General features: G+C 33.5%; 15 protein-coding genes and 1 riboswitch. All 15 genes read left to right on the top strand.

From position 1 onward, the window contains the following. Window positions 1–19 precede the first annotated feature (19 nt). The 15 genes from HNR33_RS10625 (at window position 20) to HNR33_RS10555 (ending at window position 12,404) form a co-directional block, all read left to right on the top strand. The gene (locus HNR33_RS10625) at window positions 20–448 is read left to right on the top strand and encodes an ATP synthase subunit C (protein WP_429083133.1); all 429 of its coding nucleotides are present in this window, start codon (window positions 20–22) and stop codon (window positions 446–448) included. An 8-nt stretch (window positions 449–456) separates the two neighbouring features. Further along, window positions 457–765, top strand: a complete 309-nt coding sequence (locus HNR33_RS10620; RefSeq protein ID WP_429083131.1) for a V-type ATP synthase subunit F — start codon at window positions 457–459, stop codon at window positions 763–765. 12 nt (window positions 766–777) lie between these two features. Then, on the top strand, window positions 778–1,419 hold the full coding sequence (locus HNR33_RS10615) for a V-type ATP synthase subunit E (protein ID WP_429083129.1): 642 nt from the start codon (window positions 778–780) through the stop codon (window positions 1,417–1,419). Then, complete coding sequence (locus HNR33_RS10610; protein ID WP_429083128.1) at window positions 1,412–3,187, top strand: V-type ATP synthase subunit A; 1,776 nt, start codon at window positions 1,412–1,414, stop codon at window positions 3,185–3,187. The genes HNR33_RS10615 and HNR33_RS10610 overlap by 8 nt, the downstream gene beginning before the upstream one ends. Window positions 3,188–3,199: 12 nt before the next feature. Continuing rightward, window positions 3,200–4,573, top strand: coding sequence for a V-type ATP synthase subunit B (locus HNR33_RS10605; protein WP_429083126.1), 1,374 nt, complete (start codon window positions 3,200–3,202; stop codon window positions 4,571–4,573). 17 nt (window positions 4,574–4,590) lie between these two features. After that, a complete protein-coding gene (locus HNR33_RS10600; protein ID WP_429083125.1) occupies window positions 4,591–5,202 on the top strand; it encodes a V-type ATP synthase subunit D in 612 nt (203 codons plus the stop codon). A 76-nt stretch (window positions 5,203–5,278) separates the two neighbouring features. After that, window positions 5,279–5,402, top strand: a riboswitch (molybdenum cofactor riboswitch). 99 nt (window positions 5,403–5,501) lie between these two features. Further along, the gene (locus HNR33_RS10595) at window positions 5,502–6,023 is read left to right on the top strand and encodes an RnfABCDGE type electron transport complex subunit G (RefSeq protein ID WP_429083124.1); all 522 of its coding nucleotides are present in this window, start codon (window positions 5,502–5,504) and stop codon (window positions 6,021–6,023) included. 16 nt (window positions 6,024–6,039) lie between these two features. Continuing rightward, window positions 6,040–7,125: a molybdopterin-dependent oxidoreductase gene (locus HNR33_RS10590; RefSeq protein ID WP_429083122.1), complete on the top strand. Its 1,086-nt coding sequence runs from the start codon at window positions 6,040–6,042 to the stop codon at window positions 7,123–7,125. Window positions 7,126–7,243: 118 nt separating this feature from the next. Beyond that, window positions 7,244–7,729 (top strand): molybdopterin-dependent oxidoreductase, encoded by a 486-nt coding sequence (locus HNR33_RS10585; protein WP_429083121.1) that lies wholly within the window; start codon window positions 7,244–7,246, stop codon window positions 7,727–7,729. A 15-nt stretch (window positions 7,730–7,744) separates the two neighbouring features. After that, entirely contained in the window at window positions 7,745–8,302 is a 558-nt protein-coding gene (locus HNR33_RS10580; RefSeq protein WP_429083119.1) for an ECF transporter S component, read from the top strand. Between the two features lie 16 nt (window positions 8,303–8,318). Continuing rightward, window positions 8,319–9,809, top strand: coding sequence for an alkaline phosphatase family protein (locus tag HNR33_RS10575; protein WP_429083118.1), 1,491 nt, complete (start codon window positions 8,319–8,321; stop codon window positions 9,807–9,809). Beyond that, window positions 9,809–10,318 carry a molybdopterin-dependent oxidoreductase gene (locus HNR33_RS10570; protein WP_429083116.1) on the top strand — a complete coding sequence of 170 codons (510 nt, stop codon included), beginning with the start codon at window positions 9,809–9,811 and terminating at the stop codon, window positions 10,316–10,318. The genes HNR33_RS10575 and HNR33_RS10570 overlap by 1 nt, the downstream gene beginning before the upstream one ends. Then, window positions 10,315–11,001: an energy-coupling factor ABC transporter ATP-binding protein gene (locus HNR33_RS10565; protein ID WP_429083114.1), complete on the top strand. Its 687-nt coding sequence runs from the start codon at window positions 10,315–10,317 to the stop codon at window positions 10,999–11,001. Before HNR33_RS10570 ends, HNR33_RS10565 begins: the two co-directional genes overlap by 4 nt. A gap of 13 nt (window positions 11,002–11,014) precedes the next feature. After that, a complete protein-coding gene (locus tag HNR33_RS10560) occupies window positions 11,015–11,689 on the top strand; it encodes an energy-coupling factor ABC transporter ATP-binding protein (RefSeq protein WP_429083113.1) in 675 nt (224 codons plus the stop codon). Next, on the top strand, window positions 11,652–12,404 hold the full coding sequence (locus tag HNR33_RS10555; protein WP_429083111.1) for an energy-coupling factor transporter transmembrane component T family protein: 753 nt from the start codon (window positions 11,652–11,654) through the stop codon (window positions 12,402–12,404). Before HNR33_RS10560 ends, HNR33_RS10555 begins: the two co-directional genes overlap by 38 nt.

The raw sequence follows: 12,404 nt of genomic DNA, 5'->3' as shown, positions 1-12,404 counted from the left end.
ATAAACAGGAGGAATTGAAATGACATTTATTATGGCTTCAACAATAATTATTGTTTTACTTACTATTAGTTCAGGCGTTTTTTTGCTCTATAAAGAGTATGAAACTTCAAAGAGTAAGCTTAAGAAAATATTGAGATTTAACCTATTTACTTTTATACCTGTATTAATTGCATCTATAATAACTCTAATGCCTAAAATAGCTTCTGCAATTGTATCGGGTCCACAGCCTGCTGATCCATCTGGATTAGGATTTATAGCTGCTGCTATATCCACTGGACTAGCAACGATAGGTGCTGGTTATGCAGTTGGTGCAGTTGGTGCTTCTGCATTAGGAGCAGTCTCCGAAGATCCCAAAATATTGGGTAAAACATTGATATTTGTAGGACTTGCAGAAGGTATAGCTATATATGGACTTATAGTCTCTATATTGATATTAGGTAGATTATAGGTGATACCATGAAATCTTTTTTAATAAGTGACAATAGAGATACGGCTTTAGGAATGAGGTTAGCGGGAATACATGGTGTTGTTGTTCATGAAAAAAATGAGATAATGGATGGTTTAAATAATGCATTAAATGATAAAGATATCGGAATCATCATAGTAACTGAAAAGATACTAAAGACAGCAAATGACGAAATAATGGAATTTAAATCAAAGCTTGATTTTCCACTAATAGTTGTAATACCTGATAGACATGGATTCGAATATGCAGGTGATTTCATAACTAAATATATTAGAGAATCAGTAGGTCTTAAAATATGAGGTGAGTTCTAGATGATAACAGTTGAAAAAAAGCTTAATATATTTTCAAAGCTGATACTAGAAAAAGAGCAAAATGAATCAGACACAAAACTTCAAGAAATGAAAAAAAACAATGAAAAAATTATACAGGATCATAAGGAAAAAATTGAAGAAAAGGCTAGACATTTAATTAATAACAGAGTTAGTAAAGCAAATGTTGAAAAAAATACAATAATATCAAAGGTAACAAGTGAAGCTAAAAACAAGATATTGGCTAAGAAAAAGGAATTATTGGATAGAACTATTGAAGGAATTAAAAATAAAGCTAAACAGTTTACTGATATGCCAGAATATGAAATTTATTTGATGAACTCTGTTTCAGAAGTTTTGTCAGCACTAAAAGGTGAACAAGGAGTTAGTATGTACCTTTTACAGAAAGATACAGAGCGGTTTAACGAGAAACTCACAGATATTATTATACAGAATGGTTTTAACCAATCAGATATTGAAATAATGCCTACAACATATGATATCATTGGTGGAGTATTTGCTGAAAACAAGACTAAGACTATTCGTATAGATGCTACAATTAAAACAGTTATTGAGGACAATAAAAGCACAATTGGACAGATACTATATGAAGAGTTGAAAAAAGCAGGTGGCAAAGATGAATGAAAATAATGGTATAGTTACAATGATTAATGGTCCAGTTATTCAGGGGAAGAAAATGGCAGGCTTTAAAATGAGAGAAATGGTCATGGTAGGAGATAAAAAACTAATAGGAGAAGTTATCACTATTAACGGTGATATAGGAACAGTACAAGTATATGAGGAAACTGAAGGGCTTAATACAAATCAAAAGATTATATCCACAGGAAGACCTTTATCTCTGAAGCTCGGACCAGGGATGCTGGGCAATATGTTTGATGGTATAGAAAGACCACTAAAAACTATAAACGATATGTCTAAAGGATTCATTCCTGAAGGGATAGGTCTTATATCTCTGGATATTGATAAAGAATGGGAAGTTAATATGCTTGTAAATGAAGGAGAACAACTAAGCGGAGGGCAGATATTTGCTGAGGTACAGGAAACCTCACTTATTATTCACAAAATAATGGTTCCTCCTAATATTAATGGGACTGTAGTAAATGCTAAAAAAAGTGGTAAATACAATATAGAAGAAGTACTTGTAGTATTAAAAGATGATAAAAATAATGAACATAATTTAAAAATGTACCAAGAATGGCCTGTAAGAGATGCAAGACCTGTAAAAGAAAGAATGACTATTCATAGACCTCTAATAACTGGTCAGAGGGTACTAGACATGTTTTTTCCGATAGCAAAAGGTGGTACGGCAGCTATACCAGGAGGCTTTGGAACTGGAAAAACTATGACACAACATCAGTTGGCTAAGTGGTCAGATGCAGACATAATTGTCTATGTAGGCTGTGGTGAGCGTGGAAATGAAATGACTGAAGTACTAGAGGATTTTCCAGAACTTATAGACCCTAAAACAGGGAAACCAATAATGGAGAGAACGATTTTAATAGCTAATACTTCAAATATGCCTGTTGCAGCCAGAGAAGCAAGTATATATACAGGAATAACTATGGCCGAATATTTTAGAGATATGGGTTATCATGTGGCTATAATGGCAGATTCAACATCAAGATGGGCCGAGGCTCTACGAGAAATTTCTGGAAGACTTGAAGAGATGCCTGCAGAGGAAGGGTATCCAGCATATTTGCCATCTAGACTTGCAGAATTCTACGAAAGAGCGGGTTATGTAAATACATTAAATAACAAAGACGGTTCAGTTACTATCATAGGAGCAGTGTCACCTGCAGGTGGAGACTTCTCAGAGCCTGTAACTGAAAATACAAAAAGGTTTGTCAATGTATTTCTAGGACTAGACAGAGAGCTTGCGCATGCAAGGCATTTTCCTGCTATAAACTGGTTAACAAGCTACAGTGGTTATGTTAAGACCTTGAAAGCATGGTATGAGGAAAATGTAGCTGAAGATATGATGAAGTTAAGAGCCAAAATGTTAGAAATACTGCATGAAGAAAATAAGCTTCAAGAGATAGTGTTACTTGTAGGAGAAGATGTCTTGCCGGATGATCAGAGAGTTATTCTTGAGATATCTAAGGTCTTGAGAATAGGTTTTTTGCAGCAAAACGCATTTCATAAGGAAGATACATATGTTCCACTTAAAAAGCAATATGAGATGTTAAAGCTGATAAGCTATCTTTATGATAGAAGCTATGCATTAGTAAAAAAAGGAGCTCCAATTTCTCAAGTAAAGGATGATGAAATATTTAATGATGTAATCAAGATGAAATATAGTATTCCTAACGATAATCTAGAAGGAATAAATGACTTAAGAAATAAGATAGATGAGTTTTATGATAAACTTGAGGCTAAATACTCTAACGAATAGGGATGTGGTGGTATGAAGAAGGAATATATGGCACTCGATAGGATAGAAGGGCCTTTAATAGAGCTATCAGACATACAAAATGCTGTTTATGGAGAGATTATTGAGATAAAAGTTGAAGGTCATAAAAGTAGAATGGGAAGAGTAATTAAAATTGAAGAAGATAAGGTAATCGTTCAAGTCTTTGAATCAACAGCAGGAATGTCAACTAAAAATACTACAGTGAGCTTTACCGGACAGCCTTTTAAAATACCTCTTTCAAAGGAGATTTTAGGTAGAGTCTTCAATGGTATTGGACATCCAATAGATAATGGTGGAGAGATTTACAGCGAAAAGACCTATAATATAAATGGAAGACCGATGAATCCTGTAGCTAGAAAATATCCTAGAAACTATATCCAGACTGGCATATCATCAATAGATGGACTAATGACTTTGATTAGAGGACAAAAACTACCTATATTTTCAGGCAACGGGTTACCTCATAATGAGTTAGCAGCTCAGATTGTAAGGCAAGCAAAAATAAGCTCTGATGCAGATAATGACTTTGCCATAGTTTTTGCAGCCATTGGAGTTAAACATGATGATGCCGATTTCTTTAAAAAAAGCTTTGATGAGTCTGAAGCACTAAACAGGGTAGTAATGTATGTCAACTATGCAAATGATCCTATAGCAGAGAGAATAACAACTCCTAGATGTGCATTAACTGCTGCTGAGTATTTAGCTTTTGAAAAAAACATGCATGTATTAGTCATAATGACAGACATAACAAGCTATAGTGAGGCACTAAGAGAGGTTTCTTCAGCAAGAGAGGAAGTACCTAGCAGAAAAGGGTATCCAGGATATCTTTACTCTGATCTAGCATCATTATATGAGCGAGCAGGAATGTTAAAAGATACAGATGGCTCTATAACGCTGTTACCTATTTTAACTATGCCTAATGATGATATCACACATCCAGTTCCAGACCTTACTGGATATATAACAGAGGGTCAGATTGTTTTAGGAAGAGAGCTTTATCAGAAAAACGTATATCCACCAGTAAATATTCTACCGTCTCTTTCTAGACTGATGAAGGATGGAATAGGAGAAGGATTTACACGTGAAGATCATCCTGAGGTTGCAAATCAGTTATTTTCGTCATATTCGAAGGTACAGGAGGTAAGAGCTCTATCTCAAATCATAGGAGAAGATGATCTTTCTGAAACTGATAGAAAATACATGGAGTTCGGAAGAGTTTTTGAAGCTAAGTTCATTAATCAGGATTTCGATGAAAATAGAAATATAGAAGATACGTTAGACTTAGCATGGGAGATACTATCTATTCTTCCTGTTGAAGAGCTAGACAGAATTGATCCGAAGCTGATAGAGAAGTATATAAACAAATAGCGAAAGGAAGTATTTATATGGCTATAAATGCTGCTCCAACAAAATCGAACCTTATAAAAGCTAAGAACTCATTAGAGTTCTCAAAAAAAGGCTTTGAGCTGCTAGATAAAAAAAGGACTGTTCTTATAAAAGAGATGATGTCTCTTATAGACAAAGCTAAAGAGGTTCAAGACAGAGTTTCGATTACATTTAAAGAGGCATATAGGGCTTTAGAATTTGTAAATATAACTCTTGGAGTAAATAATGTAGAAGAAATTTCACTTTCAATACCAAAAGAAGAAGAATTTGATATTTTGTTAAAAAGTGTCATGGGTGTAGAAATTCCTAAGGTGATATATGAGAAAGAAAAACTTGATCCTCAATATGGTTTTTTTAGGACTAATCCAGTTTTAGATACAGCTATAGCTAAGTTTACTGAAGTAAAATATCTTATATATGAACTTGCAGAGATAGAGAATTCAGTATTTAAACTAGCAATGGAGATTGAAAAAACGCAAAAGAGAGCTAACGCACTAGAAAAAATACAGATTCCAAAGTATACAACACAAATAAAATTTATTCAAGAGGTTCTTGAAGAAAAAGAAAGGGAGGATTTCTTTCGATTAAAAAGAGTCAAAAGTAAAAAGTAGTATTAACTAGTTATTGTGGATTTGTAGTTAACTTGTTACAATATTGACAAAATATTTTAAACAATATAATATAAAAGAAAACACAAGTCTCCGAGCTTGAAGTACCTGTTGATTCTTAAGTCTATGGTAAACAAGCCGGCAGGGTGTGATTGGAAACTTTCATGCCTCCCGTTGTGGAAAGGAGATAGTAATAAGACATAAATTTTTCAACAGATGTTATAATAAACATTCTGTATTTTTATGCTTATGAAATTATATGCTTCTTCTACTATGGAGGAAGCTATTTTTGTTTTTTGGGGGTGATTTTTTTCAAAGGCAAGAGACAGATAATTATAATTGTAGCAGGCATACTATGTATATCTTTGTTTTTTGGCTATATACAGTTATATTCTTCATATGATTTAGATGACAAATATGAGAATGTATCAAGGCTAAAGCAATATGAGAATAGAGATATTATAAGAGTATATAAAGCTTTAAATACTATAAATGAAAATGAAGAGATAGTGCAGATTGTTAGAGTAAAGGGTTACAAAGGGACCATTAAGCTGATAACCAGTATAGATATGGATTTAGATGAAGTTACAGATATACAGATTCTAAGTCATAATGAGACAGAAGCATATGGAGGGTATATAACAGAGGAATGGTTTCTGGACAGATTTAACAACAAAAATGCAGATAGGCAGCTTAAGACAGTGAAAATAATAGCGGAAAGACCAAATGAAATAGTAGCCGTTACAGGAGCTACAATAAGCAGTGAAGCAGTTGTAAACGGAGTGAACCTTTCATTAGCAAACTATATGAAGATGAATAAATAAAAAGGGGGTAAAAAGCTTGAAAAAGCTAGTTATATTAATTATGTCTTTAATACTTGCTTTGTCCATTGCGGCATGTGCAAAGAGCAATGAACCTATTGATGTAGTTGGAGATGTTGAAATAATAGCTATATCAGGATTACAGGATGAGGTCATAGTATTAAACATAGAAGAAATAAAAAGCGTAGAACCAGTGACGAAGGATGTCATTTCCATAAGTTCAAGTGGAGAAGAGAAGAAATATAAGGCTACAGGAGCATTATTTGAAACCATACTTCAAAAATACAATAAGTCTCAGAAGGACCTAGCTGGAATAAGACTAGTTGCAGGAGATGGATACTCTATAGATGTTCCTAGTGAGGTTTTAAAAAGCAGAGATGTTATATTGGCATACGAAATAGATGGAAAGCCGTTAGACGAAAAGAGCAAGCCTATAAGAATAGTAGTGCCAGATGAAAGAGCAATGTATTGGGTTAGAAATCTAAGTGAAATTGAAATCATAAAGAACATAGAAAAGGATGAGACGCAGAAGTTAATAGTGTTTGATACAGCTACACAAATACTTAACCAGTATGATTATACATACTATGAAAGTGTAGATAAAGCAGTAAAGAGTGCTGAAATTATGGAACAATTTGTTAATAGTAAAAACTTTGACAGAATATACATAAAATCAAGTGATGGACTAGAAAAAAATGAAACAACAGAAGTATTTAAAACCGGATATATCAAAGTAACTGGAGAAGAAGCTCCACTATTTCTATCCCCAGATATGCCTAAAGGAATGCATGTAAAACACATACTATGGTTTGGTTGTGATAACACAGGATTTTTAAGTGTAGATGAAGCTCTAAAAACACTTGAATCCAAAACTTATGGAGATAAGATAGGAGTAGCTTTAAAAGACATCTTCGATGAAGTGGGAATGGCTGCTTTTGATAAGTATGTGTTTAAATCAGACGATGGATACAGTGTCGAAATATCTTCGTCAGATATAGATAAAGGTGTAGTATATAAGAAAGATAATGTTGTAAGAGTATATTTTGAAGGATTAGATAAGAGTACTTCAGTTAAAAAGCTTCTATCAATAGAAGCTGTAAAATAAAGTGAAACTTAATTCAGAGAAGTTTTAAACTTTAGATGAATTTTAGTTTAACTTACACTTAAGAAGAAGAGATTTTAAAATTGCATGCTAAGCTATATTATAAAAGGGGGCAATATAAATGAAAAGAAAATTATCAATTTTATTAGTGCTTATTATGACAGTTCTAGCTTTTACTGCTTGTAGCAATGGAGAACCAGCCCAAACAGAGCAAAAACCAGAATGGACGATATCAATAGAAACTGCTGATGGTAAAACTGTTGAATTCACAAATCTAGACACAGATAAAGCTGGACAAGTAGATATTAAAGCAACGATGAAAAAGAAAGATGGAAGTGAGACAGAGCAAAGCTGGACAGGTACCCTATTATCTAAAGTACTTGAAACTACCGGAGTAGAAAGCTTTACTACAATTATAGTAGAAGCGGCAGACGGATACTCTAAGGAATATACACCTGACTTAGTAAACAGTGATAAAACAATATTAGGGACTACTGTTGATGGACAAAAGCTTGGCAGTGAAGATGGACCAGTACAGCTTGTAGTTGATGGCAAAGGAGCTAACTGGTGGATAAAGAATGTAGCTAAAATAAAAGTAAACAAATAGGCTGGAGGAAATATCATGTGGGGTCGAAAGTTTTTTAATGGATTTTCCGTATTCAATCTCGTAGTGATAGCTATGATGGCTGCCTTAGGAATAGCAACTAAGCCGGTTGTTGTTCCACTTGCACATATCATAACAGGTCCACTGTACATACCTGGTGGTGCTATAGCAGGAGGTTTTTATATGATGTGGATAGTGCTAGGAGCGGGATTGGTTGGAAAAAGAGGGACAGCTACGCTTATTGCTGTAGTTCAAGCGATTATGGTAATTAGTCTTGGAATATTCGGAACACATGGGATAATGAGCTTTTTTACATATATTCTTCCAGGACTAGCTGTCGATATTGTATTATTGATTTCTCGACACCGAGGCTGTTGTCTCGGTTGTCTTTTTATTTCAGGAATAGTTGCAAATATAAGTGGAACATTTCTAGTCAATATAGTATTTTTTAGGCTTCCCTTAGTGCCTTTACTGTTAAGTCTTAGTAGTGCCGCTTTATCAGGAGGCTTAGGTGGAGTTATAGCATATATGATAATTAATAAATTTAAAGATTTTAATATATCTGAAAGTATATAGTTAAGGAGGCGAACATTTGAATAAACGACTGATAATTATAATACCCATTCTTTTAGTATTAGGTTTTATCATCGGCAAATTGTCTGATACTGTAATGAATCAAGACATAGGATACATACCTCCATTAAAAGTAGTTGGTGATGTTAACAACGTTGTAACATTAAAAAGCTTTGACGATATATTTAGAAAAGTTACTATAGAAAATAAGGACAATAAGATAAAAGCTTTTAAACTCCAAGACATAATTAATAAATCATCTCCATTAAAAGAGTCTAGTGAGCTACTATTATTAGGAGAAGATGGGCTTATGGCAAAAATAGAGAACAAAAACTTAGAGAAAAGCTATATTACATTTTCGGATGAGAATGGATGGGAGGCAATAAACTTTAATCATCCAATAAGCAGTAACATAAAGAGGATTAAGGAAATAGTAGTTGTTTCCAATGAAAATTCACTAGATATTGGAATCAATATAATAAAAGACAGTGAAAATATAGCCAATTTTACTGTAGGTCAGTTATATTCAGATAAAAGAACTACGCTACCATATTTTGAAGGAAAATCAACAGTTGATAGAGATAAAGGAGAATATAGTACTTCTATATATACTCATAAAAAGATATTTACTCTTGAGGAAGTAGTTAATGTTCAAGATGTACAGAATGCTTTAATAATGGGAGAAGAAAGTGGTTATGGATATTATGACGTGAATGGATATTTTGAAGTAAAGGACAACTACATAAACTACATATACGGAGACGGGAAAAAAGAAATTGAAAAGGTAAAGGGAATAATGCTAAATCCACCTTCAATAAGTATAACCGACTCATACCATGATGCACTTCACTTCTTAAAAAATGATGAGAAAGTATTATTGATTTATCTTGATGGATTTGGATACCACCAGTATCAATATGCCATAGAAAACAATAAAACTCCTATTCTAAAAGGCATTGGAAATGCAGTTAAAGCATCATCTGTGTATAAGCCAGTTACAAATGCAGGATTTGCTGCAATGATAACAGGAAAAAGTCCAGCAGAAAACGGAGTATATTCAAGAAAGCAAAAAGACTTAAAGACTGAATCAGTTTTTGGTGCATGTATTAAGTTAAATAAAAGTACTGCATTAATCGAAGGAAATATTAAAATATTAAACACAGAAATAGAACCTATACTAAATATAGATAAAAATTCGAATGGTACCACAGATGATGAAGTATTTGAAAGTGCATTAAAAGCAATTGATGAAGCCCATGATCTTGTGTTAGTTCATTTTCATGGAATAGATGATGCAGGACATGCTAATGGTGACTTGTCTGAAAAAACTATGGAGAGAATAGAGAACACTGACAAATATATAAGCAAACTTATCTCTGAGTGGAATGGAAGAGTGATAATAACTTCAGACCATGGTATGCACTCAACAACAGAAGGCGGCTCTCATGGTGAGTTTAGATATGAAGATATTATTGTTCCATATATTTTAACAAAAGGGGGCATTGAGTAATGAAAAATAAAGTTTTTATAGCTATAATAGCGTTAGTTTTAATTGTTGCTGTTACGGCATTTTTAAATAAAGATAGTTTAGGTGATAAGAAAAAGATGCAGGACGAAGCTATAGTAGCATTAAAGTCATCAGATAATGAAGTAACATTTAATATGACTGAAATTAAGCAGCTTGGAGAAAAAGAATTTTCAGCTAATCTGAAATCAAGTGGAAAAGAAGCAGAACAACATAAGTACACTGGAGTTCCTTTGAAAAATGTTTTTGGGCACGCTAATATTAGCTTGGAAGGTAAGGAACAAATTATTGTAAAAGCTGTAGACGGTTATACAGTAGCATTAATGGTAGACGAAGTATTAGATGATGATAATGTTTATCTTGCATATGAAATGGATGGAAAGTCTTTTGGTAAAAAAGAAGATGGAGGAAAAGGCCCTTATCAGGTAATAATTAGAAAGGATCAATTCAGCCAAAGATGGTGCAAATTTGTTACGGAGATAGAGGTAAAATGACATTCCCGATAGAGATAGAAGATTTGCATTTTAGATATAATGGCTCTGAAAGAGAGATATTATCTGGAATAAATATATGTATAGATAAAGGTGAGGTAGTTGCTGTAGTTGGACTTAGTGGAAAAGGCAAAAGTACACTTTGTTATTGTATATCAGGTATAATACCTCACATATTTAGCGGAAACTTGTTCGGTAAGGTAAGAATAAACGGTATTTCTACAACAGATATGTCAGTAGCGCAAATAGCTACAAAGCTAGGGGTAGTGTTTCAGGATCCAGATACTCAGCTTTTCTCACCAACAGTAGAGGATGAGCTTGCATTTGGTCCGGAGAATCTTTGTTTAAATAGAGATGAAATCGGTAGAAGAATAGAAGAATCTCTCTACCTGGTAGGTATGCAAGATCACAGATATGATAACCCAAACCAGCTTTCAGGAGGACAGAAGCAGCTTATATCCATTGCTTCTGTGCTTTGTCTGAAGCCGGATATTTTGATACTAGATGAAGTAATGGCTCAAGTTGATAAAGATGGAAAGCAGAGGATAAAACAGGTGATAAAGAGTTTAAGAGATGAAGGTAAGACTATTGTAATGGTTGAGCATGATATCAATAATCTAGATATTGCAGATAAGGTAGTTCTATTAAAAGAAGGAAAGTTAGAAAGGTTCTGTGGCAATCTTTAGAGGGGGAAAATACTTGGAGTATATAGAATTCAGAGATGTAAGCTTTGAGTACATAAAAGAAAAACCAATTTTAAACAGATTTAATATTAAAATAAACAGCAGAGAAGTTACTGCTATACTAGGTTCAAATGGCAGTGGAAAGACTACCTTAGGAAAACTTTTAGTTGGTATATTAAAGCCCAATAAGGGCAGCGTTATTGTTCTTGATAATGATACTCGTGATATGTCCTTAGGTGAAATTGGTCAAAGGATTGGATACTTATTTCAGAATCCAGAGCGTCAAATATTTGCAGCTACAGTTGAGGATGAAATAGGATTTGTGCGTGAATTAAAGGGATATGATAAAGAGCAAATAAAAGCAAAGGTAGAGGATATGCTTTCGCTATTCCAATTAAATGAAGTTAGGAAATCATTTCCTTTTAAACTAAGTCATGGAGAAAAAGAGCGACTTGCTTTAGCAGCTATTCTTGTAAACGAGCCAGTATACTTAGTACTCGATGAGCCTACTACAGGGCTTGATATGGAAAGAAGAAGAATATTACTGGATGTATTAAAAGTGTTGAAAGAAAAGGACATAGGTATGACAATAATAAGCCATGATGAAGAATTCGTAAAAAGCATAAGCTCCCGAATTATTAGAATGCATAGAGGTGAGATTGTTGAAGATACAACACAAGATGGATCCTAGAACAAAGTTGGTTATAGTACTTTGCATATCAACTTTAGCTGTTGTTATTCAAAATATCTATATCTTAAGTGCTGTTTTTATTGCCACACTAATAATTGCAGAGGTATTTAGAGGAGACTTATTTTCTGCTACGAAAAAGTTAAAAAAAATAATATGGGTTGTTGTCATGATAGCTATAGTACAAAGTATATTTTCACCATCAGGAGAGATTTTAGTAGCATTAAAAAGCATCACAATACTTTCGACAGGGGGTATGATAAAGGGGCTGGAGTTTATATTGAGAATGCTCACAGTTGTTTTTTCTGCCGTTATCATTACCACATCTAATTCGAGAGAAATAATCCAAGGACTTGTTCAATGGAAAATACCATATGAGATAGCATTTATGGTTTCTATTGGGATAAGGTTTTTGCCAATGCTTACAGAGGAAATAAAAGATGCTGTTACAGCAATTCAATTAAGGGGCATACCTTTGGATAAAATACAATTAGGTAAGAAAATAAAGATTTATTCATATATTTTTATGCCTGTAGTTGCAGGTACTATAATAAAGGCGCAAAAGTTGTCAGTCGCAATGGAGATGCGTGCATTTAGAGCATACCCTGATAGGACAAGCTATATGACACTAAAAATGTCCCATGTAGATTATATCGTTATATCATTAAGTATATTAACTACTTTAACTATAGCAGTTAAGTATTTTAATATTATTTAG

The sequence above is a fragment of the Brassicibacter mesophilus genome (assembly GCF_050433385.1).
Classification (GTDB): Bacteria; Bacillota; Clostridia; order Tissierellales; family Proteiniboraceae; genus Brassicibacter; species Brassicibacter mesophilus.
The sequence above is the reverse complement of the archived record's forward strand: the minus strand, read 5'-3'. Positions and strand labels throughout refer to the sequence as shown.

What these genes read in the sequence shown, in the direction of transcription:
- HNR33_RS10570 (WP_429083116.1), top strand. Translation starts at nt 9,809, where the DNA reads ATGAAAAATAAAGTTTTTATAGCTATAATAGCGTTAGTTTTAATTGTT.
- HNR33_RS10615 (WP_429083129.1), top strand. Translation starts at nt 778, where the DNA reads ATGATAACAGTTGAAAAAAAGCTTAATATATTTTCAAAGCTGATACTA.
- HNR33_RS10610 (WP_429083128.1), top strand. Translation starts at nt 1,412, where the DNA reads ATGAATGAAAATAATGGTATAGTTACAATGATTAATGGTCCAGTTATT.
- HNR33_RS10585 (WP_429083121.1), top strand. Translation starts at nt 7,244, where the DNA reads ATGAAAAGAAAATTATCAATTTTATTAGTGCTTATTATGACAGTTCTA.
- HNR33_RS10620 (WP_429083131.1), top strand. Translation starts at nt 457, where the DNA reads ATGAAATCTTTTTTAATAAGTGACAATAGAGATACGGCTTTAGGAATG.
- HNR33_RS10625 (WP_429083133.1), top strand. Translation starts at nt 20, where the DNA reads ATGACATTTATTATGGCTTCAACAATAATTATTGTTTTACTTACTATT.
- HNR33_RS10580 (WP_429083119.1), top strand. Translation starts at nt 7,745, where the DNA reads ATGTGGGGTCGAAAGTTTTTTAATGGATTTTCCGTATTCAATCTCGTA.
- HNR33_RS10600 (WP_429083125.1), top strand. Translation starts at nt 4,591, where the DNA reads ATGGCTATAAATGCTGCTCCAACAAAATCGAACCTTATAAAAGCTAAG.
- HNR33_RS10565 (WP_429083114.1), top strand. Translation starts at nt 10,315, where the DNA reads ATGACATTCCCGATAGAGATAGAAGATTTGCATTTTAGATATAATGGC.
- HNR33_RS10605 (WP_429083126.1), top strand. Translation starts at nt 3,200, where the DNA reads ATGAAGAAGGAATATATGGCACTCGATAGGATAGAAGGGCCTTTAATA.